The organism is Streptomyces sp. NPDC048671, assembly GCF_055587045.1.
Window position 1 is genome coordinate 227,930 of the sequence record NZ_JBVJHB010000005.1, and the last position, 22,738, is coordinate 250,667.

A 22,738-nucleotide genomic window follows, 5' to 3' on the forward strand; every position below is an offset into this window, starting at 1 on the left:
TTGCAAAGATGGGACAGAAGGAGTCCCGGTGACAAGACCGCTGCCCGCGGGCGTCAGACCCTCCGCCCGCTGAACCAGGCCCGGCTCTCCGGCTGGTTCGGCCGGACCGTGAGCAGGATTGCCAGGATGAGCACGAGTGCGCCGAGGATCGGGGTCACCTGGAAGGCGGCCAGGGCGAAGGGGAGGCCCGTCCAGCTGTACGCGACGGCTGAAGTGCGTACGCGGGGGTGGCGTGTCGGGAATTTGAGGGCGGTGGTGATGCCCCAGGCGGCCAGCGCCACCAGTAGCGCTCCGGTGAAGATCACCCTGCCTGAGCGCGCCTCGTTCCAGAGGGAGGTCGCGACGTCGGCGCTGTCGGTGATGAGGGCGAGGCCGAGTACGGCTTGGAGGCCGGCGAGGGTCATCATCATGACGCGCAGGCCGCTGACCGTGCCGGGCATCTGACCGGCGGCGGGCGGCGGGGTGCTGCCGGGGCTGCCGGGGCCGGGTGGGCGGAGTGCTTCTCCTGGGTCCTGGTCTCCGTTGGCCCGTGTGCTGTCCGGCGTGCCCGGGTCGTCCGTGCTCATCTGGTGGCCTTCCCCCGAAGTGGTCCACAGTTCACGAGGCCATGATCGGCGGGCGGTGCGCGTTTGGCCACAGGTAAGTCGGCCACTTCCCACCGGGTTACGCGGGTCCCGGCGCGGGCGTCGTTGCTTCCGGGGTCAGCTCCCGTACGTACCCCAGCCCCCGCTTCCCGTTCAGCAGTACCTCCTCGCCCGTCGCGACGAACCCCGTCCGCGTCAGGACGGATCGTGAGGCCGTGTTGGAGACGGTGGCCGACGCGCGGAGCGTGGTCAGGGCGTACGCCGTCGTGCAGAGGGTGAAGAGGTGGCGGACCGCCGCCGTGGCCAGGCCGCGGCCCGTGGCCCTCTCCGCCAGGCGGAAGCCCAGGTCCGCCGTGCCGTTCGCCGCGTCGACCAGGTTGAAGCGGCCCAGCACCTCGCCGTCCTCCGCCACCAGGAGGTGGAAGTGGCAGGTGCCGGCCGCCTGCTCGGCGAGGAGGGCCTCGTGGCGGGCGGCGAAGTCGGTGAAGTAGTCGTCGCCGCGGTCCGGCACCGAGGCCGCGAAGAACGCGCGGTTCTCCTGCTCGAACGTGAGGAGGGCCGGGGCGTGGTCGGCGCGCAGCCGCCGCAGTTCGGGCACGGAGGGCACGGAGGGCACGGAGGACGTGGTGGGTATGGAGGACGTGGAGGGCATGGCGGGACCGTAGTCAGTCGGGTTGCGCCCCGCATCCGGTTATTGGCGCGATCGTGCTGCTGCCCCCGGCCCCGCCTCCTACAGCGCGCCCCCGTGGCAGTCGCGGTACGGGCGGCCCGTGCCGCACCAGCAGGCCGCGCTCCTCGCCGGGGGCCACGGGACCGCGCGGCCGCGGGCCGCGAGGGTGGTGGCGTACTGGGGGAGCAGGTCCGGGTCGGCCGGGGAGGCGGCCTCGGAGGCGGCGAACGCCTCGTACGACGGGACCGTCCCCCTCACGATGCCGAGGTTCGGGGTGCCCGTCGCATGGAGGTCGCGCAGGGCCGTCTCCAGGCGGGCCAGGTGGTCCGGGTGGGAGGCGTACTCGCTGCCGAGGCTCGGGTACGCGGTGAGGAGCTCGCTCAGTTCGGCTTCCGGCCAGTGCAGCACCGCCACCGGGAAGGGGCGGGAGAGAGCGGTGCGGTAGGTGCCGAGTTCGGCGCGGAGGCGGGTGATCTCGGCGCGCAGCTCGCCCGGGTCCGAGGAGCCCAGGGCCCACAGGCGCTTCGGGTCGTGGAGTTCGTCCAGCGGGACGGCCGCCGTGTGCAGGGTGTCGGCCAGCTCGTCCCAGGCGTCGTGCCGGACGCCCATCAGACGGCGCACCCGGTGGCGGCCGGTCAGCAACGACTGCGTGGCGTAAGGGACTTCCTCGCCCGGTGCGATGAGCAGGGTGAGGGCCGTGGAGAAGTAGTCGTGGGCCGCCTCCAGCTCGTCGTGGGCCTCCAGGGTCTCCGCCGCGATCTCCCAGGGAGCCGCCTCCAGCGGGCCCGCCGCGCGGATGCCGTCGATGATCGCGCGGGCTTCGGCCTCATGGCCGTACTCCCACAGGTTGGCGGCGTTGAGCGCCTTGACCAGGTGCGGGTGTTCGGTGCCGGGGGTGCTGAGCAGCTCGTCGTAGAGCGTCGTGGCGCGGGCGCGGTCGCCGGCGAGCTCCAGATGGGCGGCGGCCTGGAGGAGCAGCGGCTCGTGGTCCTCGGGGTACTGCGCCGCGGTGCGCAGCAGGCGCTCGGCTTCGGTGGTGTGGTCGGCAGGCGTGTCGGGGCGCATGAAACACACCGTACTGCTGTACGGCCGCGGCACGGAGAGTTGTTCCAGCTCTGGAGAGTTACGGGGCTTGGCCCTATCGTGCGGGCCGTGCGTGAGCGGATACCTGTGGTGGTGCAGCGGAACTCGCGAGGGCGGCAGGCCGCTGTGCGCGGGCTGTGGACGAGCGCCGAGCTGGTGGTGACCCTCGGCGTCGTCGTGCTGCTGCTCGTCGCCCATCAGCTGTGGTGGACCAACCGGCAGGCCCGCGCCGGCGCCGCCCACACCGTGCAGGCCCTCCAACGGGACTGGGGAGATCCGGCGCCCGAGCCGTCGGGGGCGGACGCGGAGCCGGAGCAGCCCGCGGACGACAGCCCCGCCGTGTCGACGGGCGACACCAAGGGCCGGGGTGCGGCCCCGGCCACCAACGCCACCGCGCCCGGCCGGTCCCAGGCCTACGCCGTCATCCGGATCCCGCGCATCGGGCTCACCGCACCCGTCGCCCAGGGCATCAGCAGGAGCGGCGTCCTCGACAAGGGGTACGTCGGCCACTACCCCGGCACCGCGCAGCCCGGCGGTTCCGGGAACTTCGCGCTCGCCGCCCACCGCAACACCCACGGCGAACCGTTCCGCTACATCAACCGGCTGCGCCGCGGCGACCGGGTCACCGTCGAGACCCGGGACACCGTCTACACGTACACCGTCGACAAGACCCTCCCCCAGACCGGTGCGGGGGACGGCGGGGTCGTGGCCGCCGTGCCGCGCAGCAACGTGAAGCCGTACGTCGGGTACCGGGCGGCCGGGTCCTATGTGACGTTGACGACGTGCACGCCCGAGTTCACCTCCCGGTACCGCCTTGTCGTGTGGGGGAAGCTGACGGATGTGCGGGGGAGGTAGGCGGGGGAGGGGGGAACTGGGGTGAATGTCGGGGGAGGTGGGGGGACTGGGGTGAATGTCGGGGCAGGCGTTGGGCGGTGGTGTGCGGACGGGGCGGTTTAACTAGACTTTCCTGACGTGCTCAGACGACGTCCGCAGTTGTTGTGGTTGCTGGTTCCCTACGTGCTGTACCTGGGGGCGCTGCCGCTGGTGAACCGGGTCCGTCCCGTGGTTCTCGGGCTGCCGTTCCTCTTCTTCTGGCTGCTCGGGGCGACGGTGCTGACCCCCGTCGCCGTCTGGCTGACCCGGCGGGGGGACCGCCGGTGAACGCCGCCGTCGCGACCTCCGTCTTCGGGGTCTTCATGGTCGCCACCGTCGCCCTCGGGCTGTTCGCCGTGCGCGGGCGCCGCGGCAGGGGCGGGGGAGAGGGCGGTGGGCTCGCCGAGTGGTCGGTGGGCGGGCGCAGTCTGGGGACCGTCTTCATCTGGGTGCTGATGGCCGGCGAGGGCTACACCAGCTTCAGCTATCTCGGCGCCGCGGGCTGGGGCTACAACTACGGGGCGCCGGTGCTCTACGTGGTGGCGTACATGTCCTGCGGCTACGCCGTCGGCTATGTCGTCGGGCCCATGCTCTGGGCGTACGCGCGCAAGCACGGCCTCGTCGGGATCACCGACATGGTCGCGCACCGCTTCGCACGGCCCTGGCTCGGGGCGCTCGTCGCCGTCCTCGCGACCGTCTTCCTGCTCCCGTACATCCAGCTCCAGATCACCGGCATGGGCGTGGTCGTCTCGACGATCTCCTACGGCGCGATCAGCCTGAACTGGGCCTATTTCATCGCCTTCGCCGTCACCACCGGCTTCGTCGTCGTCAGCGGGCTGCGCGGCAGCGCGTGGGTGTCCGTGCTGAAGGACGTGATGGTGATCGCCACGCTCGGCTTCCTCGCCGTCTACGTACCGACGCACTACTTCGACGGCTACGGGCCCTTCCTCGACCGGCTCGTCACCGAGAAGAGCGAGTGGCTGACCTTCCCCGGGCACGGGGACAGCGGGCTCGGGCAGGCCTGGTTCATCACCACCTCGTTCCTCAACTCCCTCACCGTCGTGATCTTCCCGACGACCGTCGCCGGCTACCTCGGCGCGAAGAACGCCGACGTGCTGCGGCGCAACGCGATGTGGCTGCCCGCCTACAACGTCCTGCTGTTCGTACCGATGCTGCTCGGCATGGCGGCCCTGTTCGTCGTGCCGGGGCTGGTCGGGGCCGAGTCCAACCTGGCCCTGTTCAAGCTGGTCGTGGACTCGCTGCCGGCCTGGTCGGTCGGGGTCATCGGCGTCGCGGCCGCCCTCTCCTCGATCGTGCCGATGGCCGTCTTCATGCTGGTCATCGGCACGATGTGGGGACGCAGCGTGCTCTCGCTCGTACCGCGCTGGGAGCAGCGGCAGAAGGGCGCGGCCCAGGTGGTCGTCGTGATCGCCGGCAGCCTGGCCCTGCTGCTCACCTACACCGCCCCGAACACCCTCGTGCGGCTCTCGCTGATCTCGTACGAGGGGATGGCGCAGCTGCTGCCCATGGTGCTGCTCGGGCTGATGTGGCGGCGGCTGACGCTGCTCGGGGCGGTGAGCGGGCTGGTCGTCGGGGTGGGCGTGGTGTGCGGGTTCGTCTTCACGGAGAACGATCCGGTGTGGGGCGTGAACGCGGGCATCGTCGCGCTCGGCGCGAATCTGGCCGTCGCGCTGGCGGTGACGTACGCGGGGCCGCGCGAGCACGACGAGCGGCCGGACGAGGACGTGCTCGCACGGGACGAGATCGACGGGACCGGGGACGAGGAGCGCGCGGTGGCGGTGGGATGAGGGGGCGTGCGCGGAATCAGTCGCGCTCCCGCAGCAGCAGGACCGTGACCGTCGCCAGCAGCGCCAGTCCCACCGACAGCAGCAGCGCGCCGTTCGCACCCGTGCCCGTCGTGGCGATCGCGATCGTCACCGCCACGCCCGCCGACGAGCCGATGTAGCGGGCCGTGTTGTTCGCGCCCGAGCCCATCGCCGCCCGTTCCGGCGGCACCGACTCGACCGCCAGCCGGGGCAGCGCGGCGTTCAGCAGCCCGCTGCCGGCGCCCGACACGACCAGTGCCGGGACCAGCCGCAGCCATACCGCCGGACCGGGGTGCGCGGTGACTCCCAGCGTGCCGAGCAGGGACAGCACGGCCACCGCGTGCAGCGCGAAGCCCACGGCCAGTTGGTGGCGGGGCATGACCCGGCCCGTCAGCCGGCGTGCCTGCAGCGCCACCAGGAACGCCGTGCCCGACCAGAGCAGGAACAGCCACGCCGAGTTGAGCGCCGACAGACCGAGCGCCTGCTGGAGCAGCGTCGGCAGATAGCTGAACAGGCCGATCACCGCGAGGCCGGTGAACAGCCCGCCGGCCGCCGAGGCCAGGAAGGGGCGGCTGCGCAGCAGCGACAGATCGATCAGCGGGGCCGCCGCCCGGCGCTCCACCGCCAGGAACCCGAGGGTCAGCGCGAGCGCGGCGAGCAGCAGCAGTCCGATCGGCGCCCGCAGCCAGCCGTCCCGGCCGAGCGTGAGCGCCGTCAGCAGTGCCGTCATCGCCAGGCCCAGCACCGCGGCGCCCGCCAGATCCGGCCGGCCGCCGCGCGGGGCCCGGGACTCGGTGAGCGTACGGAACGCGAGGGCGGCCGTCACGAGGGCGGCGAGGCTCAGCACCGCGTACGGCAGCCGCCAGTCGACGGACCCGAGCGAACCCGCCAGCAGCGGGCCCAGCGCGATCCCCGCGCTCACGAACGCGCCCCAGATCCCCGTCGCCCTGATCCTCGCCGCCCCGGCGGGGAACGCGCCGACCAGCAGCCCCAGGCTGGTGGCCAGGATCGCCGCGCTCGCCGCCCCCTGGGCGATCCGGGCCAGCGTGAAGGTGAGGGTGTCGGTCGCCAGGGCGCCGAGCGCGGTGGTGATGCCGAGGGCCAGCGTCCCGATCAGGAAGAGCCTGCGGCGGCCGTAGTCGTCGGCGAGGCTGCCCGCCACCAGCAGGACGGCGGCGAGGCCGAGCGGGGTGCCGTTGAGCAGCCAGGCCTGGCCGGAGGGCGGGGTGGCGAGGGCCGCGGAGATGCCGGGGACCGTCGTCATCGGCGAGGTGTAGTTCATCAGCGCCACGGCGGTGGCGGCGGCGGTGATCGCGAGCGTCGGGCCGGGGCGGGGATGGGGGTGGGAGCGGGAGCGGGAGCGGGAGCGGGAGTGGTGGTGCGTGTCCGGACGCGGTGGGCGCGGGTGCGGCTCCGGCTCCGCTTGTGGGGTGACGGGCGCGGGGCCGGTGCGGGAACGGGGGCGTACGGGCTGGGCCATGGCATCGCTCCGGAGTTCGCGTCCGTCGGGTGGGTTACGCACGTGGTGGGTTACGTACGTGGTGGGTCGCGCACGTGGTGGGTTGCGAGGGCGGTGGGTCGCATGAACGTGGTTCGCGCAAGCGGTGGTTGCGCGGGCAGCAGGCCGCACACGCGGTGGGTTCAGTGAATGAACCCGTGTCGATGCGCTGACGCTAGCACGGTCGGTTCGTTCATCGAACCCACGGGAGTAAAGTGACCCCATGGCACTCGGCAAGGACTACTCGAACCAGCAGTGCTCCATCGCCCGCGCACTCGAAGTGATCGGCGAGCGCTGGACGCTCCTCGTGGTGCGCGACGCCTTCTACGGCGTACGCCGGTACAACGACTTCCTCGTCCACCTCAGCGTCCCGCGTGCCGTCCTGGCCACCCGCCTCCAGTCCCTCATCGAGGCCGGGGTGCTGGAGAAGCGCCGGTACCAGGAGTCGCCGCCGCGCGAGGAGTACGTCCTCACGGACAGCGGCAAGGCCCTCTGGCCGGTCGTCCGCAGCCTCGGCGCATGGGGGCGCGACCACATCCCCGGCACGCTCCCGATGCGTGTCTTCGTCCACGCCGCCTGCGGCACCGAACTGGGGGCGTACGGCGAGTGCCCGGTCTGCGCCGTGCCCGTACCGCCCGAGGACGTCGAGATGCGGCCCGGTGACGGGCTGGACCTGGATCCGGACAATCCGGTCTGCCGCGCACTGCTCCGGCCCCGCCGACTCCTGCTGCCGATCGAGGCCGATCGGGGCCGATCGGGGCTGATCGCGCCTGAGGCCGGTTGACGGCGATCGTGTATAACGGTTAAAGGTTGAAGTGCCGTTTCACAGCGCGGTCGCGGTCGCGGCCGCCGGAACGCGAGAGGGGGAGGACCCATGGACGCAGGTGCCATGAACCGCCTGCGCGGCGCCCTCGCCCGGCTGCTCCGTCCCGCCGGACTCCTGCTCTTCTTCCTCACCGAGGTCCTGCTCGCCGAGGGCGGCAGCCTCTCCGCCGCGGTCGCGCTCGCCGCCACCGCGGCCGCCGGTACCGCACTCGTCGCCTGCTCGGTCATCAGCGCCCGCTGCGCCGTCCCGGTGCCCCGCACCCGGGTCCGTACCGCCATGCGCGACCGGGAGAAACGCACCGCGTTCCTTCCGCAGCGAGACCCCGACGCCAAGGGGCGCAGGCGCCCCCGAGCTCCCGGCCGTGTCCTCCTGACGGCCGCGTAGGGCTCCCCTCTCCTTTTCTTCCCTCCTTCGTCCAGGTGCGTACGCCGTGTGCGCGTACGCGTGGGCGCCCCGCGCGGATCGTCATGCCGAAGCTGATCCACTTCCCGGCACGACGAGACCCCCGGAGGGCTCATCCATGTCCGCCTTCATGTCCGCTTTCGCCAGCCTGGTCGGCGCCTTCGCCGATCTGCTCCACCCGTTCTTCCAGACCGCGTCCACCGCTGCCGCGATCGTGCTGTTCACCGCCCTCGTACGGCTCGCCGTGCACCCCCTCTCGCGGGCCGCGGCACGCGGACAGAAGGCGCAGCGCCGACTCCAGCCGCAGATCGCCGAACTGCGCAAGAAGCACCGCAAGAACCCCGACCGGATGCAGAAGGCGCTCATGGAGCTGCACAAGGAGGAGAAGGTCTCGCCGCTCTCCGGCTGCCTGCCCAGCCTGCTCCAGATGCCGGCCTTCTTCCTGCTCTACCACCTCTTCTCCAGCCAGAAGATCGGCAGCCACGCCAACGAGCTCCTCGGCCACGAGCTCTTCGGTGCCCCGCTGGGCGAGCGCTGGCGCGACGCGCTCGCGCACGGCGGGATGTTCGGGGCGCAGGGCCTCGTGTACGTGGGGCTGTTCGTGATCGTCGCTGCGGTCGCCACGTTCAACTACGGGCGTACGAAGCGACAGATGGCCGTCAACCCCGTCACCCCGACCGCCGGCCCCGACGGACAGCCGGTCCCGGGCATGGGGGCGATGACGAAGGTGATGCCGCTGATGTCCTTCTTCACTCTCTTCACCGTGGCCTTCGTGCCGCTGGCCGCCGCCCTGTACGTCGTCACCAGCACCACGTGGACCGCGGTCGAACGGGCCTACCTGTACCGCGACATGCCGGCCGCGGGCGCCGCCATGGCCACTGCCGCCTAGGGGTGTCGTGTGGATCAGGGGTGCGGGTGCGCGGGTCCAGTGTGTGAACAGGGTCTTGCGGAGTGATCGGATGTCTTGGAGGATCGGACAAGCCTGCGATGGCCGCAACCCATCCGACGGGCCCGATCTCGACCAAGGGGAGACAGACCGTTGAAGCTGCTTCGTGTGGGTACGGCAGGCGCGGAACGACCGGCACTGCTGGATGAGGACGGAACCCTGCGTGACCTGTCGGGAGTCGTCCCCGACATCGACAGCGCGCTGCTCGCCGACGAGGACGCGCTGGCCCGGGTCCGGGCAGCCGCGGCCGCGCCCGGCGAGCTGCCGGTGCTCGACGCCGAGGGGCTGCGGGTGGGTCCGCCGCTCGCCCGGATCGGCAAGATCGTGTGCATCGGGCTGAACTACCACGACCACGCCACGGAGACCGGCGCGCAGATCCCGGGCGAGCCGATCCTGTTCTTCAAGGCACCGGACACCGTCGTCGGGCCCGAGGACACGGTGCTCGTGCCGCGCGGCAGCGAGAAGACCGACTGGGAGGTCGAGCTCGCGGTCGTCATCGGGCGCACCGCCCGCTACCTGGACTCCGCCGAGGACGGGCTCGCGCACGTCGCCGGGTACGCGGTCGCGCACGACGTCTCCGAGCGCGAGTTCCAGATCGAGCGCGGCGGCACCTGGGACAAGGGCAAGAACTGCGAGACGTTCAACCCGCTGGGGCCGTGGCTGGTGACGGCCGACGAGGTGGCCGACCCGCAGGCGCTGCCGATGAAGCTCTGGGTCAACGGTGAGCTGAAGCAGGACGGTACGACGGCCGAGCAGATCTTCCCGGTCGGTGAGGTGGTGCGCTACCTGAGCCACTTCATGACGCTGTACCCGGGCGACGTGATCAACACCGGGACGCCGGCGGGGGTGGCGATGGGGCAGCCCGAGCCTAAGCCGTATCTTCGGGCCGGGGATGTCGTGGAGCTGGAGATCGCGGGGTTGGGGCGGCAGCGGCAGGAGCTGAAGGGGGCGTAGGGGGGCAAGGTGGGGTGGTTCTGCCCGGGTGCGCCCGGGGGGCCGCTTTGTCCTCAATCGCCGGACGGGCTTGATATGCCGGGCTCGGGCTCGATGTGCCGTGGCTCGGGCCTGATGTGCCGGGCTCGGGCTTGAAGTGGTTGAGCTCTCTGTTGAAACATCGGAGGGGTGGGGGCTGTCGGTGACAGTGGGCCCGCCCCTCCGGGCGGGTCAGGCGGTGATCGTCGTCGCGAACTGTTCCAGGGCCTCGACCACCAGCGCGTGGTCCTCCGCCTGGGGCAGGCCCGAGACCGTGACCGAGCCGATGACGCCCGCGCCCTCGACCGAGATCGGGAACGAGCCGCCGTGCGCGGCGTACGTGCCCGGGTTCAGGCGCGAGGCGTCGTCGAACGTCGTCCCCTTGGCCCGGAACCGGGTGCCGACCAGGTAGGAGCTCTCTCCGTACCGTTCGACGACCCTGCGCTTGCGGTCGATCCAGGCGTCGTTGTCCGCACTCGAACCCGGCAGCGCGGCGTGGAACAGCTGCTGCGCCCCGCGCCGGATGTCGATCGCGACCGGTGCGTGCCGTTCGCGGGCCAGGGAGACGAGCAGGCCGCCGAGCGCGTACGCGTCGTCGTAGCCGAAGTGCGGCAGCGTCAGCCGGCGCTCCTGCGCGATCAGCTCGGAGATGGTCGGAGCGGTGGGGTTCATGCGGACTGCTCCTCGGTGGGGGATCCGGGGGTCGCGGGCAGGGTGACGGTGACGCCCTCGCGGGCCGAGCGGCGGGCGGCCTCCAGGACGTCCAGGGCCGCGGCGGCCTGGAGGGCGGTCACCGGATTCTCGCCCTTTCCGCGCAGCGCGTCGGTGACCGCCGCGTAGTACGCGGGGTAGTCGCCCGGCAGCGTACGGACCGGGGTGCCGCCGCCCGTGAGCGGGGACTCGCCCGAGCCGAGCCGGCCCCACAGCTCCTCGGCCTCCTCTCCCCACGGCTCGTCCGCCGACGGGCGGGCGCCCTCGCGCAGGGCGGCCTCCTGGGGGTCGAGGCCGTACTTCACATAGCCGGCGGTGGAGCCGAGCACCCGGAAACGCGGGCCGAGCTGGGCCGTCGTCGCGCTGACGTACAGGTGCGAGCGGACCCCGCTCTCGTGGGTGATCGCCAGGAACGTGTCGTCGTCGGCCGCCGCGCCCGGCCGGCGTACGTCCGACTCCGCGTACACCCGCACCGCCGGACCGAACAGGACCAGCGCCTGGTCGACGACATGGCTGCCCAGGTCGAACAGCAGCCCGCCGATCTCCTGCGGGTCGCCCGACTCGCGCCAGCCGCCCTTTGTCTGCGGGCGCCACCGCTCGAAGCGGGACTCGAAGCGCTGCACCTCGCCCAGCTCACCGTCCGCGATCAGCGCGCGCAGGGTGCGGAAGTCGTTGTCCCAGCGGCGGTTCTGGAAGACCGAGAGCAGCACCCCGTGCTCCTCGGCCAGGGCCGCCAGCTCCCGCGCCTCGGCTGCCGTACCGGCGATCGGCTTGTCCACGACCACCGGCAGGCCGGCCCTGATCGCGGCGGCGGCGATCGGGACATGGGTCCTGTTCGGCGACGCGATCACGATCAGGTCGAGTTCGTCCGCCCGCTGCCACAGCTCGTCCGGCGAGGCGGCGAACCGTACGCCGGGGAATTCGGCGCGGGCCTGCTCCCGCCGGTCCTCGTTCGACGTGACGACCGTGTCCAGGACGAGACCGTCGGTCGCGGCGATCAGCGGGGCGTGGAACACGGAACCCGCCAGGCCGTAGCCGACGAGTCCGACGCGCAGGGGGGTCGGGGCCGTTCCGGAGGGCTCGTGAGTCGCGTGGGCAGTCATGCGTTCCACTTTGGCAACGCTGTTGCCAAAGTGCAAGCGGCGGCGACAATGGGTCGGTGAACAGAAGTAATAGCGGCGCCAACCTGCCGACGCTGCGCAGCCACAACGGGGCGCTCGTGCTGGACCTGCTGCGGGTCGCGGGCGAGCGCGGGATCAGCCGGCTCGAACTCGCCGAGCGGACGGGGCTCACCCCGCAGGCCGTCAGCAAGATCACCGCCCGGCTGCGGGCCGAGGGGCTGGCGGCCGGGGCGGGCCACCGCGCCTCCACGGGCGGCAAGCCCCGGACCGTGCTGCGGCTGGTCCCGGACGCCGGCCACGCGGTGGGGCTGCATCTGGACCGCGACGGGCTCACCGTGGTGCTCGTCGACCTCGCGGGCACGGTGGTCGCGAGCCGTACGGCCCCACTGGACTTCGGCGCCCCGGCCGACGAGGTGGTCGCGGCGGCGGCCGGCGCGGTCGCCGCCGTGCGCGGCGACGGCACGCGGCCGGTGCTCGGCGTGGGGGCCGCGGTACCGGGGCCGCTCGACCACCGGGGCGGGGTGCTGCACCGCGTCACCGGATTCCCGCAGTGGGACGGCTACCGGCTCGGGGACGCCCTCGCCGCGCGGACCGGGCTGCCCGTCGTCATCGACAAGGACACCAACGCCGCGGCCCTCGGGCTCGCCCTCCAGGCGCCGGGTCCGGGCGACTTCGCGTACCTCCACCTCGGGACCGGGCTCGGCGCGGGGCTGGTGCTCGGCGGGGCGCTGCACCGCGGGGCCCGTACCGGGGCCGGTGAGTTCGGCCACCAGACGGTTCAGCTGGACGGGGCGCGGTGCGGCTGCGGCGGACGTGGCTGCATCGAGGCGCTCTGCCTGGCGGCCGTCGCCCGCGGCGATGTCGCCGAGGCCGCGCGGGTGCTCGGCACCGGCGCCGCCAACCTGGTCGGGCTGCTCGGCATCGACCGGGTGGTGCTGGGCGGACGTACCGTCGCCGCCGACCCCGACGCGTACGTCCGGGGAGTGCGCGCCGTGCTCGACGAGCGGGCCCGGCGCGAGGGCGTCGGCGGGGTGCCGGTACCGGAGGTCACCGCCGGGGGAGGCGACCGGCCGGTCGCGGAAGGGGCGGCGCAACTGGTCCTCGCCCCGCTGTTCGGCCGCGTCGGCGGCAGCGACGCCCCGGAGCGGGAGCGGGACGGCCACCCGGAGCCGGATGACCACGGGGAGGGCGACCCGGAGCCGCCCCGGCTCGGCTGATCGAGGGGTTCGCCGCCGCCGGCCGGGCGGGCCCGCGGCATGTCTGCGCGGGGGCGGCCCCCCGGGCGTGGCAGCGTCGCGGGTCCATACCGGTGAACTCCGGGTCCGGGGCGAGCCGACCGTTTCCGCGAGCAGCGAAGGCCGCCCCTCATGCCCTCCGTGCCCCCCACCCCGCCCCCGCCCGCCACACCCCCGGAACACCCCGCGCCGACGTGCCCGCCCGCATCCGCCGGGCGGCCCCGGCACGGGCACGGGCTCGCGCTCGGGCTGGCCGCCGCCAGTGTGGTCCCCGCCGTCGTGCTCGGCGGGGCGGGGAACGCGTCGGCGGCCCCGCAGCACAATCCGGCCTCCACCCCGGCCACCCCGCTGACCGCGGCATTAGCGGCACTGGCGGCCTCGGCGGCGTCCGCGCCGGTCGCCGTCACCGCCGACCAGCAGCCGGCCTGCGGTGATCCGGAGGCGGCCGAGTTCCCGATCGACACCCGGATCCACGGCGGCCCCGACACCTACGCCTCCGGCGGCGGCTACGGCACCTGGTTCCTGGACCTGACCAACACCACCTCGCGGTCCTGCGGCTCCATCCACCCGGTCCTGGTCCTCACCGACGCCGACCGCAAGCTGACCTCGGACCAGATCCAGCTGAAGTTCTCCGAGCGCGCGCATCCGGACGTGGAACACCGCGTCACCTGGGAGACGACCGACCGGGACGAACACATCGGCGTCTTCGGCGGCGTCGGTGGCGACGCCTTCGGGGGCTTCACCGTGCCCGCCGGCCACACCGTCACCGTCCAGGTCAGGCTCGCGTTCACCTCCGACACCAGCCCCGGCCGGATCACCGCCAACGCCGCGATCGTCCAGCGGAAGCACCCGGCGGGCGGCACGGGCGACAGCGGCGGGAACGACAGCGGTACGAGCGACAGCGGCACAGTGCCGGAGGGCAGTGACGGGGAGTGGGTCGGAGAGTCCGGGGACTATCCGTTCACCGTGGTCGAGGACGGCGGGGGAGAAGGCGTGGACAGCAACGGGACCGGCAAGGAGCAGGACGGCACCGGCGAGGTCGGCAAGGGCCGCGAGACCGGTGGCACCGGCAGGGAGAGCGACGGTACGGGCGAGGAGTCCGGCCGCCTCCCCGACGGGACCCGGCCCGGCGGCACCACCACCGGCACCCCGCGCCCCGTCGCACCCGGCCGGGACCCCGCCGGGGTCCCGGAGCTGGCCAGGACCGGTATCCCCGTGTCGTTGCCGCTGTCCGGTCTCACCGTCTCCGGCTTCCTGATCGGCGGCGGAGCCGTGGTGCTCCGGTCCCGCCGGATGCGCCGCGCCCGCCGCTGACTTCGAGCCGCTCCGGGCCCGGCCGTCCACCGGTGTTCATGTCCGTCTGCCACCATCGGGGCGTGGACTACCCGCACGACCAGGCACCTGGCGCACCGATCCGCTCCGGCATCCCGCAGCTGACCGTTGCCGGACGATTCACCTCGGGAGTCCGGACCTCCGGTGGAGTGTCGCGAAGAGATAACGGGTCTGGTCCCACGTCGGTACGCAGGGGGCGAGAACTGGTTCCGGGTGGTCGACGGTGTGAGGATCACCTCCGGCTGATCCGGCGCCATGATCGGGTACTGGTGAGCAGGCAGTACCCGCCGGTCGAACGGGCAGCCTAAAATCGGGGACGTCGGCGCTGCACAGCGCGGTGCCGCCGGCGTCCCCGCACCCGGCGTACGGCAAATCAGGAGTCCCGCATGGCAGAGCGCAAGCCGATCTCGTCCTGGCTCACCGACATGGACGGAGTCCTCATCCACGAGGGGACCCCGATCCCCGGTGCCGATGCCTTCATCAAGCGGCTGCGGGAGTCGGGGCTGCCCTTCCTGGTCCTCACGAACAACTCGATCTACACCGCCCGCGACCTGCACGCCCGGCTCAGCCGGATGGGCCTCGACGTGCCCGTCGAGAACATCTGGACCTCCGCGCTCGCCACCGCCCAGTTCCTGGACGACCAGCGGCCCGGCGGCACGGCGTACGTCATCGGTGAGGCCGGGCTGACCACCGCACTGCACGACATCGGCTACGTCCTCACCGACCACGACCCCGACTACGTCGTACTCGGGGAGACCCGTACGTACTCCTTCGAGGCGCTCACCAAGGCGATCCGGCTGATCAACGGCGGCGCCCGCTTCATCTGCACCAACCCGGACGAGACCGGCCCGTCCGCCGAGGGCCCGCTGCCCGCGACCGGGTCCGTCGCCGCCCTCATCACCAAGGCCACCGGCAAAGCCCCGTACTTCGCGGGCAAGCCCAACCCGCTGATGATGCGCACCGGGCTCAACGCGATCGGCGCCCACTCCGAGTCCAGCGCCATGATCGGTGACCGGATGGACACCGACGTGCTGGCCGGCCTGGAGGCGGGCATGCAGACGTTCCTGGTGCTCACCGGGCTCACCACGGTGGCGGACATCGACAAGTACCCGTTCCGGCCGTCCACGGTCGTCGACTCCATCGCCGACCTCGTGAACCTCGTCGACCTGGGCTGACGCCCGGTCCGGGGGCGGGGGAGCGTGCGCGCCGCGTACGCACCCCCGCACTCCACCGGCCCAGTGCCGCGGCCCCTGCGGATGCGGAAAGCCGCCGCACGCGTGAACCTTCCATAAGGAGGTTCACGATGCGTTCAATACCCCTCACGTTCTGTGCCGTCGCGGTGGCCGCGGCGACCCTGATGCCCGCTTCCGTCGCACTGGCCAGCTCCGGTTCCGACCACGACCAGGACTCGCGGGGCCGGGCCACCCTCTCGGTCTCCCCGTCCTCCATCGCCCCGGGCGGTGAGGTCGACCTGGAGGTCGACGGCTGCAAGGGCAAGGAGGCCAAGGGGAACTCCGACGCCTTCGTCTCCGAGGCGCGCTTCTCGCCCGGTGACGGCAAGGCGCTCTTCGCCGAGGCCCGGATCCGCTCCGACGCCGAGGCCGGCGACTACGACGTCCAGGCGGTGTGCAAGGACGACAAGCACACCAAGGTGTCCGCCGTCGTCACCGTCGTCCACCGCAGCCGGCCCATGCCCGTCGCCCCGGTCCGCGCGGGCGGCGGCGGCACCGCCGTACTCGCGGACCAGGCCGCCCAGCAGGAGGGCCCCGGCACCGTCCACGCGGTGATCGGCCTCGCCCTGGCCGCCGTCGCCGCCGTCGCGGTCGCCTTCCGCAGCGTGCGCCGCCGCCGCCCGGCCACCGGCTGACATGTCCTCCTCGGACTCCTCGCCGGGGCACGGCAGGCTGCTCACCGGGGTGGCCTGGGCCGTGCTCCTGCTGGGCCTGTGGCTCTGGGGCCGCGGCATCACCGACGGTTCCGGCATCGGCTCCGCCCCGACCACCGGGGACGTCGCCGCGGTCGGACGCCCGCTCGGCGTACCGCTGCCTCCGGCACACGACCCGATCAAGGGCGTCGCGCCGCGGAGCGTGGAGATTCCGTCGATCGGCGTCCGGGCCCCCGTCGTGTCCCGCGGCCTGGACGAGGCCGGGGCGATCGCACCGCCGTCCTTCGACACGCCCCAGACGGTCGGCTGGTACGGCAGTGGCACCGAGCCTGGGGCCAAGGGGCCGGCGCTGTTCGTCGGCCACGTCGACACCGAGACCAAACCGGCCGTCTTCTACGGGCTCAGCGCCGCCCGCCCCGGCGCCAAGGTCGAGGTGACCCGGACCGACGGCACGACCGCCGAGTTCACCATCGACGACGTCCAGGTCTTCACCCGCGAACGCTTCGACGCCCAGAAGGCGTACGGCCCCCGCGAGGACGGCCGGGCGGAGCTCCGGCTGATCACCTGCGGCGGTACGTACGACCGTGCCTCGCACGAGTACACCGCGAACGTGGTCGTCTCGGCGTATCTGACCGGCGAGAAACCGGCGGAGCAGACGAGCGGGAAGGCGGGCGGGAAGGCGGGCGCCGGGAGCGGCGGCTGATCCCGTCGCCGCCGTCAGCCCGTCAGCCCGTCGGTACACGGCCCGGCCGGCCGCCCGGTTTCTCCGGGCGCCGGCCGGGCCGGTCCTCGACCGCGGGGCGCGGGCCGCGGGAGTGGCCCGGCCCGGACACGGGAGGTCGGTGGCGTCCGGGGTCGCCGAACGCCCACTGTAGGACGCCGAACCGCCCACGCCCACCTGGGGTCTGACAGCACGTCGATAACCAGTCACGCTCCGCACGCGGTCAAGCCGGGCAGAGCGTGGTGAACCCGCCGTAACGGCTCTTCGGTGAAGTCGTGAGGGGCCGGGCCGCTTCCGGGCCCTGTGCCAGGATGGGCGGCGATGCGACAGCGCACCGCCGTCGCGTCCGAGGGGGAGTGGATGTACGGCAGCCACAACGGCCGGTTCGGCATGCGGGGAGCGGGCGTGGCCGTGATCGGCGCCGCGCTGCTGCTCGCGGGATGTTCCTCCTCCGGCGACGGCGACAAGGACTCCGGCGGTGCGGGGAAGAACCCCGCGGCCATCGGCCAGCAGCCCAAGGGCACCGATCCGTACTGGGTCAACCCCGACGGGAACGCCGCCCGGCAGGTCGCCCGGTACACCGAGGACGGCAACACGGAGAACGCCGCCCTGGTCCGGAGGATCGCGCGGCAGCCGGTCGGCGAATGGATCGGCCCGGACAGTCCGGAGGCCGAGGCGAAGGGCTTCACGGAGGCCGCCGCGAAGGCCGGCCGCGAGGCGCTGCTCGTCCTCTACAACATCCCGCACCGCGACTGCGGACAGTTCTCCAAGGGCGGCGCGGCCGACGGCGACGCCTACCGCGACTGGCTGGACGGCGTGGCCAAGGGCATCGGTGACCGCGGCGCCACGGTGGTCCTGGAGCCGGACGCGGTGCTGCACCTGGTCGACGGATGCACCCCGCAGGAGTTCCACGAGGAGCGCTACGACCTGCTCAAGGGCGCGGTGGAGCGGCTCAAGCGGCTGCCGGGCACCCGCGTCTACCTGGACGCGGGCAACGCGGGCTGGCACACCCCGGACGCGCTCTTCCAGCCGCTGCGGCAGGCGGGCATCGACGCGGCCGACGGCTTCGCGGTGAACGTCTCGAACTTCCAGACCACCGAGGTCAGCGAGGACTTCGGCAAGCGGCTGTCGGCGAAGGTGGGCGGCAAGCCGTTCGTCATCGACACCAGCCGCAACGGCAACGGCCCGTACACCGGCGGCGACCCCGCCAAGAGCTGGTGCAATCCGCCGGGACGGGCCCTCGGCGCGACGCCGACGACGTCCACGGGCGACGAGCTGGTCGACGCGTACCTCTGGATCAAGCGCCCGGGGGAGTCCGACGGCGACTGCCGGGGCGGACCGAAGGCCGGCGACTGGTGGCCCGAGTACGCCCTCGGCCTGGCCCGCGGCACCGAATAGGACGGGGTCCTGTCCGGTGCCGCGCGACGTGGCCGCGGCAGTCTGACGACAGGCCCTACGGGACCTCCACCCACGTTCCCTCGGACGGTGTGCCCTTGTCGTCGGTGACGAAGAGCATGTACCAGCCCGACGGCACCAGCGCCCGGTTCTTCGGCACCGTCACCGAGATCCCGCCGTCCGTCTGCTTCAGGTCCAGCGCCACCGACCGCTGGTCCGTGTCCGTGACATGGGTGACCGCGCTCGGCCGCATCAGCTTCGCCGACTTGATCGTCGAGGCCTGGTTGGTCGTGAACATCGCGGTGCCGCCGCGCTTCACGCTCTTCGGCCCGGCGGTCAGCTCGGGCCGTGAGTCGCGGTACAGGTACGGCGGGGTGTAGATCTCGATGCGCTGCTCGAAGACGCCCGGCCGGGTGTTCGCCTTGTCGGAGTAGAGCGAGTCCGAGCCGAAGATCATGACCCGGCCGTCGGGCAGCAGCACCGACCCCGAGTGGTAGTTGCGGCCCACCGCCGGGTCGGCGACCCGCTTGTACGTGTCCGAGGCGGCGTCGTACAGCCGGGCCTGGAGGACGTTGGAGCCGCTGCGGCCCCGGTAGTCCTCGGAGCCGCCGGTGACCAGCAGGGAGTCGTCGGGGAGCAGGGACGCGCTCGGGTAGCGGGTGCCCTCGTCCAGGGAGGCGCCGTCCTTGAACCTCGGATCGGCGTCCTTGAGGTCGACCAGCCGGGACTTCTCGCTGGACTTGTCGGACTCGCCGACACCGCCGCCGCCGATCACCATGAACTTCTCGTCCTGGGCCGGGGGGAGCCGTACCGTCGCCGAGGTCTCCATCTGGTCCGGGTCGCTCAGGCCGGGGATCTTGGTGAACTTGTTCGTCGCCAGGTCCCAGACGCCGGGTGCCCGGCCGACGTCGGCGGGGCCGTAGCCCGCGTTCGAGCCGGAGTAGAAGAGCTTGCCGTCGTCGAGGAGGAAGACCGCCGGGTAGGTGGGGAACTTCCGGATGATGCCGGTGTACTCCCACTTCTTGGTCTTCGGGTCGTAGACCTCGTCCTTGCCGGGCACGATCTGCCCGATCTCGTCCAGGCCGGAGAGGGCGAGGACCTTGCCGTCCTTGAGCGTGGTCAGCGTCGGGTACCAGCGGGCCTCGTTCATCGGGTCGACGGTGATGTACTTCTCCGCCACCGGATCGAACTCGAAGGCCTCCCGGATGCCCTGGAAGTCCTTCTTGTCGAGGGCGAGCTTCTGGGCGATCCCGTACACGTTGCGCGTGTCGGAGCCGGACAGGCCCGCGATGCGGTAGTTGTCCTCGGTGCCCGTCTCGTACTTCGTGCCGGACTTCTGCGCCTCGACGTAGATCCGGCCGAGTCCGGGGTCGTTGCGCAGGAACGCGCCGGTGTTCTTGTCGAAGACCTTTTTGGCCTTCTCCACCAGGACGGGGTCCTTGGTGACGAAGGTCTTGCCGTTGCCCTTGCCGGTGAACCTGGTGCCCGCCGGAAGCGTGATCGGCTTGTCCGGGTCCTCGTTGTGGACGATCATCAGGCCGCCCGCCTTGGTGACGTCGCCCTTGAGCTTCTCGTACCGCTTCGTACCGCCGGCTATGAGCAGCTTCCCGTCGGGCAGCTGGGTGTGACCGGCGCAGAACATGTCCTTGGGCGTGGGTATGTTCTTGAACTCGCTGGTCTTCGGGTCCCACAGCACCGACCGGAAGCTCTTCGCGTCGAAGTTCTTCTGGTTGTTGCCCGAGCCCGCGACGAGCAGCACCTTGCCGGTGTGCAGCAGCGCCGCGTGGATCGTGTTGATCTTGTACTCGGACGGGATGTCCAGGAAGTCCCAGTGGCCGTTGGCGGCCTTGTAATCGGACTTGTTGATCTTGTAGTCGTGGTAGCGCTCGGTGCTGAAGCGGTACAGCCACGGCCCGTTCGCTCCCGCGAGCGCGAGAACCACCGCCGTACTGATCGCCATGCGGCGGGTACGGCGGCTCGGACGGTACTTCATGGTTTACGTCCCCCAAGGGCGATCTGCATGGTCTGTTCGTTGCCGTCCCAGCCGGGCTTCTCCTGCCGGGCGTGGGCGGGCGGGCCGCTCGGCGGCGGTGGTCCCGCGCGCCGCTTCTTCTTCTCCGCCCGCACGGTGTACCGCCAGCCGAAGATCGGCGCCGCGGTGATCAGCAGCGCCAGTGCGGCCCAGGTGAGCATCGCCGGGTGGCTGTGGCCGAGAACGAACGAGGCCACGATCGAGCCGCCGAAGACCAGGATGAAGAAGAGATGGATGCGGAAGGTCCCGAAGAGGGTGTCCGGGCTGGAGGAGTCGCCCTTGGGCGTGACCACGAACGAGCTCTTGCGGCGCAGCACGGCGTCCATCAGCGAGCGCGCGTAGATCGGCGCGGAGAGCGCGGACATCATCATGCCGGCCAGGCCGCCGGAGCCCTCGGGCTCGTGCGGCGAGACGTTGTGCCGGCGGTTCCAGATGTACAGGCCGATCTGGAGCGCGGACGCGTTGCCGTACAGCATCATCCAGACGACCGGGTCGATCTGCACACCCGAGGCGCCCATCCCCAGGAACAGCGCGCAACTGAGTGCCGCGAGGATCCAGTTCATGGCGGACATCGGGTAGAAGATGATCATCATGGTGTAGTTGAAGAGCTTGCCCACGGGCAGTGAGTAGACGCCCTTCCAGTACTGCTTGAGGATCGTCTCGTACGTCCCGCGCGACCAGCGCAGCTGCTGGGTGAAGAAGTCGGTCCACGCGGTCGGGCCCTCGCCCACGGCCAGTACGTCCGGGGTGTACACGGAGCGCCACTTGTGGCCGGTGCGCGGGTTGCGGGCGCGGTGCATCTCGAAGCCGGTCGCCATGTCCTCGGTGATCGAGTCGTACAGACCGCCGATCTGCTTGAGGGCCGAGATCCGTACCGCGTTGCTGGTGCCGACGAACATCGGGGCGCCGTAGCGGTTGCCCGCGCGCTGGATCAGCGCGTGGAAGAGGAACTGCTGCGACTCGGCGGCCTTGGTGACGAAGGTGTCGTAGTTGCCGTACACCTGCGGGCCGATGACGAAGCCGACGTCCGGGTCGCGGAAGTAGCCGAGCATCCGCTCCAGATAGTTGGGCATCGGGACATGGTCGGTGTCGACGGATGCGAAGAAGTCGTAGGTGTCGCCGTGCGCGTCGAGCCAGGCGTTGTAGTTGCCGTGCTTGGTCTTCGCGCGGTGCGGGCCCTTGGCCTGGTTCCAGCGCGCCACGCCCTTGCGGGAGAAGTGGTGCACCCCGAGGCGTTGGCAGACCTCCTTGACGGCGGGGTCGTCGCCCTCGTCGAGCAGCCAGACGTGCATCAGTCCGCGGTGGCGGATGCGGACGGCGGCCTCCAGGGTCTTCGTCACCATCTCCAGGGGCTCCTTGCCCGGGACGAAGGAGGTGAGGAAGGCGACCCTGGTGCCGTTCTCCGGCACGACCGGCACCGGATCACGTGCGACAAGTGTGGCGTGTGCGTTGGAGAGAACATTCAGGGTACGGAAAAGCTCGATGAGACCGATCGACACCAGCATCACGATGTCGAGGATCAGCAGCGTGTCGTTCTTGAGGTTCGGGTCGCGCTGCGTCCAGTGCTCGGGCTGCATCAGCCAGGCGAACAGGCCGAGCGAGACGAGCGGCGCGGCGCCCAGCAGGAGTGCCGCGCGTATCCGGTGCGGCTCCTGGGAGAGGAGCGAGCGGTAGCGCACGGTGTACGGCTTGGCCGGATCGGGCTGGGTCAGTGGCCCGGCGAGCCGGCTGTAGTGCTCGTAGTCGTAGCGCGGCAGCTCCTTCTTCGGGCGCCGCCGGTGGCCCCCGGGCCGGAGCTGCGGGGGTATCCGGAGCTGCGTGGTCCGGGAAGGGTCGTTGTTCTGCCGGGCGCCTGGCGGCGTCGACGTCATGGCTCATCCCCCTGCACACAGGCGGGCTGCGTGGTCGGTCGGTCCTTTCGCCTGCCGCGTGCCCCCCTGGAACGCGACCGACGGCTCAGTGGCGGGCCACCTTTCCTGAGACACGGAACGGCACCCTTCCGGTTGCATGATGCCTGTTCGGCATTTGCTCGTGTGCGAGGCCCCCACCTCACCACGCGCACAACCGGAACATCTCCCTCACATGCCCCCAACTGCTCCGGCCATCGGCCTGGTTGGCGCCGGTGGCCCCAGACAGGTTGGCCGACCCGAGCGGTGACCGCAAGGGCGAAACGGGTGGTTAACCGCTCATACGCACGATTTGTGGGGCCCTTGCGGCGAGGGGGCGCCGGGGCGTAATGGGAGGTAACTGGGGTGACCGCGAAGCACTCTCGCACCGCCGGGTGACCAATCGGTGACTGTCCGTCGGGTGTGAGTGAGCTGTGCGTGAGCAAGGTATTCACTGTGAGGTGTCTGTGCGAGATGCCGGAGAACGGACAAGGCCCCCTCACGCGTGGTGAGGGGGCCTTGACTTTGCGTGCGCCGCCAGGGACTCGAACCCCGGACCCGCTGATTAAGAGTCAGCTGCTCTAACCAACTGAGCTAGCGGCGCCTGCTGACCTGGAGAACTCTACCCGATCCGGGGTGGTGGTCCCGACCATTTCCCCGCTGTCCCGGCCTGTCGGATGGTCGTTTTTTCTCTTCTATCCGTCAAAATGCGATATGTCCGGAGAGTTGAGACACTGACG

21 protein-coding genes and 1 tRNA gene are annotated in these 22,738 nt (G+C 71.6%); 13 read left to right on the forward strand and 9 right to left on the reverse strand.

The genetic code is table 11. From position 1 onward, the window contains the following. Nucleotides 1-53: 53 nt before the first annotated feature. The 3 genes from ACZ6S6_RS12150 to ACZ6S6_RS12160 form a co-directional block, all read right to left on the reverse strand. The gene (locus tag ACZ6S6_RS12150) at nt 54-566 is read right to left on the reverse strand and encodes a hypothetical protein (RefSeq protein WP_469705277.1); all 513 of its coding nucleotides are present in this window, start codon (nt 564-566) and stop codon (nt 54-56) included. A 97-nt stretch (nt 567-663) separates the two neighbouring features. Further along, nucleotides 664-1,182, reverse strand: a complete 519-nt coding sequence (locus ACZ6S6_RS12155) for a GNAT family N-acetyltransferase (protein ID WP_469705607.1) — start codon at nt 1,180-1,182, stop codon at nt 664-666. Nucleotides 1,183-1,314: 132 nt separating this feature from the next. Next, nucleotides 1,315-2,319: an SEC-C domain-containing protein gene (locus ACZ6S6_RS12160; protein WP_362957776.1), complete on the reverse strand. Its 1,005-nt coding sequence runs from the start codon at nt 2,317-2,319 to the stop codon at nt 1,315-1,317. Nucleotides 2,320-2,406: 87 nt separating this feature from the next. Between ACZ6S6_RS12160 and ACZ6S6_RS12165 the strand changes: the two genes are divergently transcribed. The 3 genes from ACZ6S6_RS12165 (at nt 2,407) to ACZ6S6_RS12175 (ending at nt 5,018) form a co-directional block, all read left to right on the forward strand. Beyond that, nucleotides 2,407-3,192, forward strand: a complete 786-nt coding sequence (locus tag ACZ6S6_RS12165) for a class E sortase (protein WP_469705280.1) — start codon at nt 2,407-2,409, stop codon at nt 3,190-3,192. A gap of 147 nt (nt 3,193-3,339) precedes the next feature. Then, on the forward strand, nt 3,340-3,498 hold the full coding sequence (locus ACZ6S6_RS12170) for a DUF3311 domain-containing protein (protein WP_167523716.1): 159 nt from the start codon (nt 3,340-3,342) through the stop codon (nt 3,496-3,498). Then, entirely contained in the window at nt 3,495-5,018 is a 1,524-nt protein-coding gene (locus tag ACZ6S6_RS12175) for a sodium:solute symporter family protein (RefSeq protein WP_469705282.1), read from the forward strand. Before ACZ6S6_RS12170 ends, ACZ6S6_RS12175 begins: the two co-directional genes overlap by 4 nt. Before the next feature lie 16 nt (nt 5,019-5,034). On the opposite strand, the gene ACZ6S6_RS12180 is transcribed toward ACZ6S6_RS12175, so the two are convergent. Further along, the gene (locus tag ACZ6S6_RS12180) at nt 5,035-6,516 is read right to left on the reverse strand and encodes an MFS transporter (RefSeq protein ID WP_469705284.1); all 1,482 of its coding nucleotides are present in this window, start codon (nt 6,514-6,516) and stop codon (nt 5,035-5,037) included. A gap of 241 nt (nt 6,517-6,757) precedes the next feature. On the opposite strand from ACZ6S6_RS12180, the gene ACZ6S6_RS12185 reads away from it, so the two are divergent. From ACZ6S6_RS12185 to ACZ6S6_RS12200, 4 genes are all read left to right on the forward strand, one after another. Next, nucleotides 6,758-7,318, forward strand: coding sequence for a winged helix-turn-helix transcriptional regulator (locus ACZ6S6_RS12185; protein ID WP_469705286.1), 561 nt, complete (start codon nt 6,758-6,760; stop codon nt 7,316-7,318). Between the two features lie 90 nt (nt 7,319-7,408). After that, nucleotides 7,409-7,744 carry a DUF6412 domain-containing protein gene (locus ACZ6S6_RS12190; RefSeq protein WP_469705288.1) on the forward strand — a complete coding sequence of 112 codons (336 nt, stop codon included), beginning with the start codon at nt 7,409-7,411 and terminating at the stop codon, nt 7,742-7,744. Nucleotides 7,745-7,880: 136 nt separating this feature from the next. Then, nucleotides 7,881-8,651: a YidC/Oxa1 family membrane protein insertase gene (locus tag ACZ6S6_RS12195; protein ID WP_362957760.1), complete on the forward strand. Its 771-nt coding sequence runs from the start codon at nt 7,881-7,883 to the stop codon at nt 8,649-8,651. A gap of 150 nt (nt 8,652-8,801) precedes the next feature. Beyond that, entirely contained in the window at nt 8,802-9,662 is an 861-nt protein-coding gene (locus ACZ6S6_RS12200) for a fumarylacetoacetate hydrolase family protein (protein ID WP_469705291.1), read from the forward strand. Between the two features lie 210 nt (nt 9,663-9,872). Here the strand turns inward: ACZ6S6_RS12200 and ACZ6S6_RS12205 are convergent, their stop codons facing one another. Beyond that, on the reverse strand, nt 9,873-10,352 hold the full coding sequence (locus ACZ6S6_RS12205) for a heme-degrading domain-containing protein (RefSeq protein WP_362957754.1): 480 nt from the start codon (nt 10,350-10,352) through the stop codon (nt 9,873-9,875). After that, nucleotides 10,349-11,494 carry a Gfo/Idh/MocA family oxidoreductase gene (locus ACZ6S6_RS12210; RefSeq protein WP_469705293.1) on the reverse strand — a complete coding sequence of 382 codons (1,146 nt, stop codon included), beginning with the start codon at nt 11,492-11,494 and terminating at the stop codon, nt 10,349-10,351. Before ACZ6S6_RS12210 ends, ACZ6S6_RS12205 begins: the two co-directional genes overlap by 4 nt. Before the next feature lie 56 nt (nt 11,495-11,550). Here ACZ6S6_RS12210 and ACZ6S6_RS12215 point away from each other — a divergent pair, with 56 nt between their 5' ends. The 6 genes from ACZ6S6_RS12215 to ACZ6S6_RS12240 all read left to right on the forward strand — a co-directional run bounded on the left by ACZ6S6_RS12215 (nt 11,551) and on the right by ACZ6S6_RS12240 (nt 18,083). Continuing rightward, nucleotides 11,551-12,729: an ROK family transcriptional regulator gene (locus ACZ6S6_RS12215; protein ID WP_469705295.1), complete on the forward strand. Its 1,179-nt coding sequence runs from the start codon at nt 11,551-11,553 to the stop codon at nt 12,727-12,729. A 150-nt stretch (nt 12,730-12,879) separates the two neighbouring features. Further along, a complete protein-coding gene (locus ACZ6S6_RS12220; RefSeq protein ID WP_469705297.1) occupies nt 12,880-14,061 on the forward strand; it encodes a hypothetical protein in 1,182 nt (393 codons plus the stop codon). 404 nt (nt 14,062-14,465) lie between these two features. Continuing rightward, on the forward strand, nt 14,466-15,254 hold the full coding sequence (locus ACZ6S6_RS12225) for an HAD-IIA family hydrolase (protein ID WP_362957744.1): 789 nt from the start codon (nt 14,466-14,468) through the stop codon (nt 15,252-15,254). A 128-nt stretch (nt 15,255-15,382) separates the two neighbouring features. Further along, nucleotides 15,383-15,946 (forward strand): hypothetical protein, encoded by a 564-nt coding sequence (locus ACZ6S6_RS12230; RefSeq protein WP_469705299.1) that lies wholly within the window; start codon nt 15,383-15,385, stop codon nt 15,944-15,946. Nucleotide 15,947: 1 nt separating this feature from the next. Continuing rightward, entirely contained in the window at nt 15,948-16,667 is a 720-nt protein-coding gene (locus ACZ6S6_RS12235) for a class F sortase (protein WP_469705302.1), read from the forward strand. 378 nt (nt 16,668-17,045) lie between these two features. Beyond that, nucleotides 17,046-18,083, forward strand: coding sequence for a glycoside hydrolase family 6 protein (locus ACZ6S6_RS12240; protein ID WP_362957896.1), 1,038 nt, complete (start codon nt 17,046-17,048; stop codon nt 18,081-18,083). Between the two features lie 55 nt (nt 18,084-18,138). Here ACZ6S6_RS12240 and glxA read toward each other — a convergent pair whose 3' ends face one another. The 3 genes from glxA to ACZ6S6_RS12255 form a co-directional block, all read right to left on the reverse strand. Then, a complete protein-coding gene (gene glxA / locus ACZ6S6_RS12245) occupies nt 18,139-20,073 on the reverse strand; it encodes a radical copper oxidase GlxA (protein WP_469705304.1) in 1,935 nt (644 codons plus the stop codon). Then, nucleotides 20,070-21,983, reverse strand: a complete 1,914-nt coding sequence (locus ACZ6S6_RS12250; RefSeq protein WP_362957734.1) for a glycosyltransferase family 2 protein — start codon at nt 21,981-21,983, stop codon at nt 20,070-20,072. Before ACZ6S6_RS12250 ends, glxA begins: the two co-directional genes overlap by 4 nt. Before the next feature lie 545 nt (nt 21,984-22,528). Beyond that, nucleotides 22,529-22,602, reverse strand: a tRNA-Lys gene (locus ACZ6S6_RS12255). Nucleotides 22,603-22,738 lie beyond the last annotated feature (136 nt).

Bases quoted from the DNA above. Each gene is read 5' to 3' on its own strand.
- ACZ6S6_RS12150 (WP_469705277.1), bottom strand. From the start codon at position 566: ATGAGCACGGACGACCCGGGCACGCCGGACAGCACACGGGCCAACGGA.
- ACZ6S6_RS12160 (WP_362957776.1), bottom strand. From the start codon at position 2,319: ATGCGCCCCGACACGCCTGCCGACCACACCACCGAAGCCGAGCGCCTG.
- ACZ6S6_RS12180 (WP_469705284.1), bottom strand. From the start codon at position 6,516: ATGGCCCAGCCCGTACGCCCCCGTTCCCGCACCGGCCCCGCGCCCGTC.
- ACZ6S6_RS12185 (WP_469705286.1), top strand. From the start codon at position 6,758: ATGGCACTCGGCAAGGACTACTCGAACCAGCAGTGCTCCATCGCCCGC.
- ACZ6S6_RS12190 (WP_469705288.1), top strand. From the start codon at position 7,409: ATGGACGCAGGTGCCATGAACCGCCTGCGCGGCGCCCTCGCCCGGCTG.
- ACZ6S6_RS12195 (WP_362957760.1), top strand. From the start codon at position 7,881: ATGTCCGCCTTCATGTCCGCTTTCGCCAGCCTGGTCGGCGCCTTCGCC.
- ACZ6S6_RS12205 (WP_362957754.1), bottom strand. From the start codon at position 10,352: ATGAACCCCACCGCTCCGACCATCTCCGAGCTGATCGCGCAGGAGCGC.
- ACZ6S6_RS12210 (WP_469705293.1), bottom strand. From the start codon at position 11,494: ATGACTGCCCACGCGACTCACGAGCCCTCCGGAACGGCCCCGACCCCC.
- ACZ6S6_RS12220 (WP_469705297.1), top strand. From the start codon at position 12,880: ATGCCCTCCGTGCCCCCCACCCCGCCCCCGCCCGCCACACCCCCGGAA.
- ACZ6S6_RS12225 (WP_362957744.1), top strand. From the start codon at position 14,466: ATGGCAGAGCGCAAGCCGATCTCGTCCTGGCTCACCGACATGGACGGA.
- ACZ6S6_RS12230 (WP_469705299.1), top strand. From the start codon at position 15,383: ATGCGTTCAATACCCCTCACGTTCTGTGCCGTCGCGGTGGCCGCGGCG.
- ACZ6S6_RS12235 (WP_469705302.1), top strand. From the start codon at position 15,948: ATGTCCTCCTCGGACTCCTCGCCGGGGCACGGCAGGCTGCTCACCGGG.
- ACZ6S6_RS12240 (WP_362957896.1), top strand. From the start codon at position 17,046: ATGTACGGCAGCCACAACGGCCGGTTCGGCATGCGGGGAGCGGGCGTG.
- glxA (WP_469705304.1), bottom strand. From the start codon at position 20,073: ATGAAGTACCGTCCGAGCCGCCGTACCCGCCGCATGGCGATCAGTACG.
- ACZ6S6_RS12250 (WP_362957734.1), bottom strand. From the start codon at position 21,983: ATGACGTCGACGCCGCCAGGCGCCCGGCAGAACAACGACCCTTCCCGG.